General features: G+C 34.0%; 5 protein-coding genes. All 5 read left to right on the top strand.

The window, feature by feature from the left end; translation table 11 throughout:
• On the top strand, positions 1 to 533 hold a 533-nt coding region (locus tag BA053_RS04930), incomplete at its 5' end, for an efflux RND transporter permease subunit (protein WP_245611599.1).
• Between the two features lie 88 nt (positions 534 to 621).
• Positions 622 to 2,193, top strand: coding sequence for a transcription termination factor NusA (gene nusA, locus BA053_RS04925; protein ID WP_065106828.1), 1,572 nt, complete (start codon positions 622 to 624; stop codon positions 2,191 to 2,193).
• Positions 2,194 to 2,202: 9 nt separating this feature from the next.
• Positions 2,203 to 4,527, top strand: coding sequence for a translation initiation factor IF-2 (gene infB / locus BA053_RS04920; RefSeq protein ID WP_065106827.1), 2,325 nt, complete (start codon positions 2,203 to 2,205; stop codon positions 4,525 to 4,527).
• A 9-nt stretch (positions 4,528 to 4,536) separates the two neighbouring features.
• Positions 4,537 to 4,935 carry a ribosome-binding factor A gene (locus BA053_RS04915; protein ID WP_065095048.1) on the top strand — a complete coding sequence of 133 codons (399 nt, stop codon included), beginning with the start codon at positions 4,537 to 4,539 and terminating at the stop codon, positions 4,933 to 4,935.
• A gap of 3 nt (positions 4,936 to 4,938) precedes the next feature.
• A complete protein-coding gene (gene ubiA / locus BA053_RS04910; protein WP_065106826.1) occupies positions 4,939 to 5,796 on the top strand; it encodes a 4-hydroxybenzoate octaprenyltransferase in 858 nt (285 codons plus the stop codon).
• Positions 5,797 to 5,958 lie beyond the last annotated feature (162 nt).

The raw sequence follows: 5,958 nt of genomic DNA, 5'->3' as shown, positions 1-5,958 counted from the left end.
CTCATCTCTTACCTCAATATTCTTTCTTTATATACTACGTATTCCTTGGTTTGTGGACAACCTCTAATAATGTATACCATACATTTATCGTAATGACAGCAGTGTTTTTATCCACAACATGTGTGTTTTTTGTTTTCTTTCTTATCCAACAAGTTTTCGTAGTTGTTATGTGTGGAGTGGGGATAATTGCTTTGGCGGGAATTATAGTGAATAATAACATACTATTACTTGATGCCTTTCATCACCAAATTAAGGTACACAAAAATGACATCAAGCGATGTGTAATAAACGCTGCAATTTCTCGCGTTAGGCCAATATTGCTTACCGTTGCAACCACAGTTCTTGGTTTAATACCGATGATTACCAGGTTAAATATCAATTTTTTTACGCTACAAATCACATATGATGCTCCATCAAGCCAGTGGTGGGTTGACATTTCAACAACCATAGCAAGTGGAATATTGGTTGCAACGGTTTTAACTTTATTCTTTACTCCTGCGTTGCTTGTTATACAAAGACATGAAAAAACTTGACTTAAATTAGCAATCATTTAACATTTAAGATAGTGTTCTTTGCCCGTTGGAGCTATAATTATAACTAATTACATTGGATTTATTTATTATGATTGCTAATCGTAAAAGCAGTGTTAAGCAGAAAAGTAACAAGAATAACATAGTTGGAAGCCTTGATGTAATAAAAACAGCAGGAGAGCTTTCACTTCAAAAAGGTTTAGATTTTGATGTTGTAATAAAGGCACTAGAAAGTGCTATAGAAGCAGTGGCTTATCAAAAATATGGTAGCAAAAGTAAAATTGTAGTTAATATAGATAGAAACACAGGCAAAGTTACTTCATACAGAAAACTAAAAGTTATTGATGACGAATCAAATAGAGAAGAGAATACTGAGTATGAATCAATTACGCTGACACAAGCTAAATTAATAAAAGAAGATGCAAAAATTGGAGATACTGTTAGTGAATTACTCTCTCTTAACACTGATCTTGCTTCAGCAAGAATTGCCCAGCAAAAAATTGCTCAAATAATTAAAGATGAAGAGTCAAAAAAGCAATATGAGGAATTTAAAGATAAGGTGGGAGAAATAAGGTATGGTATTGTTAAACAAGTAGAATATTCAGATCTTATTATAGACATAAATGGCACTAGGGCATATCTTCCATTGCGAAATTTAACTGGTGGTGAATCATTTCGTGAAGGTGATAAGGTTAAAGCTTACATACAGACTGTTAAGCGCTCTGATGATGGACGTCAAATTATTCTTTCTAGGACTCATGAAGGCTTTTTGGAGGCATTATTAAATCAAGAAATACCAGAAATTGCTGACGGATTAGTGACAATTAAAGGTATAGCTAGAGACGCCGGCTCAAGGTCTAAGGTTGCTGTTTTCTCTCCTGACAAGAACATTGATCCAGTAGGTGCTTGTGTTGGAGTTAAGGGAGATAGAATAAAAACCATTATACACGAATTAAATGGTGAAAAAATTGACGTTATAAATTACTCCTCAGATTTGGGTCAATTTGTTATTAAAGCCATTACTCCTGCAGAAGTATCGAAGGTTATTATTGATGAAAATGAAAATTGCATAGAATTAATAGTTGCTGAAGATCAATTGAGTTTAGCTATAGGAAAAAAGGGCCAGAATGTAAGATTAGCTTCAGAGCTTGTTGGATGGAAAATTGAGATATTAAGCACTCAGCAAGAATCAGAAAGGCGAAGTAAAGAACTTAGTCAATGTTCAGCTTTATTTGCTGAAGCTTTAAACTTAGAAGAGATTATGGGTCAGCTATTGGTGACAGAAGGTTTTTCAAGCGTAGAAGATATATCCAGCGCTTCAATTAAAGAGCTTGCTTCAATAGAGGGCTTTAATGAGGATATTGCAAACGAACTTCACAATAGAGCAAACAAGTATCTGAAAGCAGAAAATGATAGAAAAATAGAAGAGCTAAAAAGTCTAGGTATGGAAGATGATGTAATCAATTTAACTTTATCAATAGACAATAAAATTGCTCTTAGTAAACATGATATTAAGACTTTAGAGGACATAGCAGATTTATCAAGTTATGAGTTTTGCAGCATACTCTCTTCCTCAGCTGATAATAAGATGAATTCAGAAAATCTAAAAGATACAGTAGACTCAATAATCATAGAAGCACGTAAAAAGCTTGGGTTAATATAATAAAATAATATGAATAATGAAGATATTAGTAATAAAAAATTAACGCTCCAAGGCTTAAGCAAGCTTAAATTAGACCTCAATTTAAACTCTTCAACTAGCCCAAGTACTGGAGCTACAATAGTAAAAAAAAGAAGAAAAAAATCTCATGATGCAGAAGAACATAATTTATTTGACGAGAGTAAATTATGTTCTTTAACAGAGAAAGAACAAATTTTTCGCATTAATGCTGTGCAGAATGCTGCTTTGCTGAAAGAAAGAAATCAGAGAGAAGAAAAAGAGAAAACAGCAAAAGAAGACAGCAATAAAGAGATTGACGAGAAAAATGAAGCGGACGCTTTATCTAAGAAAATAAATAAGCAAGTTTTAAGTAATACCCACTTAGTTGAACCAAAAGAAGATAGTATTGACCATGAGGACAACGATAAAAAGTCTTTTAAAGTCAACAAAGATATATATTCTAAGCATTCTAAACTGGTAATTGCACAGGCAATAGATGAAAAAACTGAACAACCCCCTGTATTTAAGCAAAGGTTTGGTATAAGAGGTAGAAAGTCAAAGTTTACTAAGGGTAAAAATATATCAAGAGAAGTTATTATACCAGACAAAATAACTATCAGGGAGTTATCTATTCGCATGGCAGAAGATAGCAAGAGTGTGCTAAAAATGTTCAAAGAAGAAGTCGGTGAGAGTTATAGAGTAGATGATCTGGTGGATCCAGATATAGCATGTGAAATAGTGGAAAAATTTAATCATACGGCTAAACGAGTGAGCAATACCAACAGAGAAAAAGATTTATTTTTTATAGAAGGCAGAGAAAGCCTGCCTAAAAAACCTAAACCACCAATCGTCACTTTTATGGGACACGTCGATCATGGTAAAACCTCATTGCTCGATGCATTTCGTGAATCTAATGTTGCAGAAAGAGAGTCAGGTGGCATAACTCAACACATAGGTGCTTATCAAATAACGATAAAAGATAAGCAAAAAATTACCTTTATTGATACACCAGGACATGAAGCGTTCACTGCGATGCGTGCACGTGGTGCCAATATTACTAATATAGTTGTAATAGTAGTTGCAGCTGACGATGGAATCATGAAACAAACAGTTGAAGCAATAAATCATGCAAAAGCAGCAAATGTTTCTATTATAGTTGCTATTAATAAAATTGATAAATCTGAGCCTGGTGATGTAGAAAAAATAATTAATAGTTTGCCTCAATATGATCTCATCCCTGAAGGGCTTGGTGGTGATGTTATGATTGTGCCAGTATCAGCAAAAAAGAAAACTAATTTAGATAAACTAGAAGAGACGATTTTGTTAATCGCTGAATTAATGAAGCTAGAAGCAATAGAAGATTGTCGAGCACTTGGATGGGTAATAGAATCCAAAATAGATAAAGCGAAAGGAATATCAGCCACATTGATAGTTGAGGAAGGAACGTTAAAGGTTGGTGATATATTGGTAGTTGGTACAACATACAGCAAAGTACGTAGTATGGTTAATCACCTCGGTCAAAGAGAAAAAGCAGCACTACCCTCCGCTCCAATTGAAATTACTGGTCTAAATGGTGTGCCAAATGCTGGAGATAAATTTGTTGTTATAAATTCTGAAAAGCAGGCGCGTGAAATTGTTGAATACAGGCTAGAGTTAATCAAGAAAAAAGAAGAAAATTTAGATGAGGATGATTTAGATATATTCAGCCGTAATAACAGTGAAATAGAAGAATTATCTGTAGTTTTAAAATGCGACGTAACTGGATCTATTGAAGCAATATCAAGTTCAATTGATAAACTCGGTAAAGACCAAGTGAAATTAAATATCCTACACAAAGCAGTAGGAGGGATAACAGATTCAGATGTGCTGCTTGCAGAAGCATCAAGTGCAGTAATTTTAGCTTTTAATGTAAAAGTGGACTCAAAAATAAGGGACTTGGCAAAACAAAAAGGTGTAGAAATACATACTTATAACATAATATACGAGCTCATTGACGACATGAGAATGTATTTAACTAAAATGTTAAAGCCTGTTACACGAGAGGTTCGTGTTGGTTCTGCATCTGTAAGGCAAATATTTAATGTATCTAAAGCTGGTAATATCATTGGATGTTATGTAAGTGATGGAGTCATAAAAAAAGATTCTTTAATTAAGATAGTGCGTGGTGGCAAATTGGTGCATGAAGGAAAGTTAAAAGCACTACGTAGATTTAAAGATGATGTTAAAGAAGTAGGTGTAAACTTTGAATGCGGAGTATCACTAGAGGGTAATATCGATATTAAAGTTGGAGATATTTTGGAAGCTTATCAATTAGTGCAAGAAGAAAGGGTGTTATAGTAGCTGGATATGAAAAAGGAAATTAGAAACCTAAAGATAGCATCGGTATTGCATAGAGCAATATCAAGAGTTCTAATGGAAGGTAAGGTGTTCAATAAAAATATAGCGGTATCTGACGTAAAATTAAGTAAAGATTTGAAAAAAGCAGATGTATATATTGTGTTATCTTCATTGAATATCCAAGTAGCTGACTACTTAGATCCAGAAAAAAGACGCACTGGAGATCCTTCTGAGAATAATTGTGATCTTAACACTGTTGTTAATGAAATGAACCAATCTGCATGGTCAATACGTAAATCTATACTGTGTTATGTTGATTTGCGATTTATACCTGAGTTAGTTTTCAAGCCTGATTTAGCGTTCGATAATTTTGTTAATGTAAGCAAAATATTACATAATCACACTTAATTAATGTATTTCAACCATTACTTTTCATTAATGAGGTTGTACAGTTTAACAGGTTTGTGGCTTGTGCTATTTCCTAGTTTGAGCGGTATTCTTTTAGCCTCAACTTCTCTATCGTATCAGGTTCTTTTTCTCCTTGTTTTGTTTACTATAGGTGCATTTTTAATGAGACCCGCAGGGTGCATAATCAATGATATCTTCGATAGAAAAATAGATGCGCACGTTGAACGAACAAAATATAGGCCACTTGCAAGTGGTGCATTAAACATAAAGCAGGCTTTGGCTTTACTTTCACTGTTACTGTCTATTGCCCTGGTAATCTTATTATTAACTAATAAAACTACACTTATACTTGGAATAATCTCAATGTGTATGATAGCTACTTACCCTTTATTAAAGCGGTATGTTTGGTGGCCACAATTGTTCTTAGGGTTTACCTTCAATATGGGATCGCTCATGGGCTCAGCAGCAATAACAAACCAGATCAGTATAGAATCCTTGCTGTTTTATATAGGATGCGTCTTCTGGACACTTAGCTATGACACCATATACGCTCATCAAGATAAAAAAGATGATGAAAAACTCGGAATGAAATCTACCGCATTATATTTTGGTGATACAACAAAATCTTGGTTGAAAAGATTTTATTTAATATCTCTTATGACGTGGCTATATGCTGGTATCTTATCATCATTAAATAACATTTTTTATATTGCTCTACTTGCTGTAGGGTTCATATTTCACCGCCAATACAAAAATTTCAATCCTGACGATCCCAGTCAATGCATGTCCATATTTAAAAATAATTCCTACGTAGGGTTGCTTCTCTTTTTTGGCATCCTTTTAGATAGAATTATCACCTAGGTCTCAAGAGTTTTGGCTCTAATGAAGTCAATAAACTCAGGTACTCGCAGAAACGAAAATTGCTTGACACCCTTCGCCAGCCCTCTTATCATGAAACTGAAGCTATTGTATTTGCTTTCGCCAATCTGCAGATTAAAAGGTAAGGATTACTTAATGTATCGG

It is taken from the genome of Wolbachia endosymbiont of Nomada ferruginata, assembly GCF_001675785.1.
GTDB classification, from domain to species: domain Bacteria; phylum Pseudomonadota; class Alphaproteobacteria; order Rickettsiales; family Anaplasmataceae; genus Wolbachia; species Wolbachia pipientis.
The sequence above is the reverse complement of the archived record's forward strand: the minus strand, read 5'-3'. Positions and strand labels throughout refer to the sequence as shown.

Coding starts and splice junctions, on each gene's coding strand:
- infB (WP_065106827.1), top strand. CDS start 2,203: ATGAATAATGAAGATATTAGTAATAAAAAATTAACGCTCCAAGGCTTA.
- BA053_RS04915 (WP_065095048.1), top strand. CDS start 4,537: ATGAAAAAGGAAATTAGAAACCTAAAGATAGCATCGGTATTGCATAGA.
- nusA (WP_065106828.1), top strand. CDS start 622: ATGATTGCTAATCGTAAAAGCAGTGTTAAGCAGAAAAGTAACAAGAAT.
- ubiA (WP_065106826.1), top strand. CDS start 4,939: ATGTATTTCAACCATTACTTTTCATTAATGAGGTTGTACAGTTTAACA.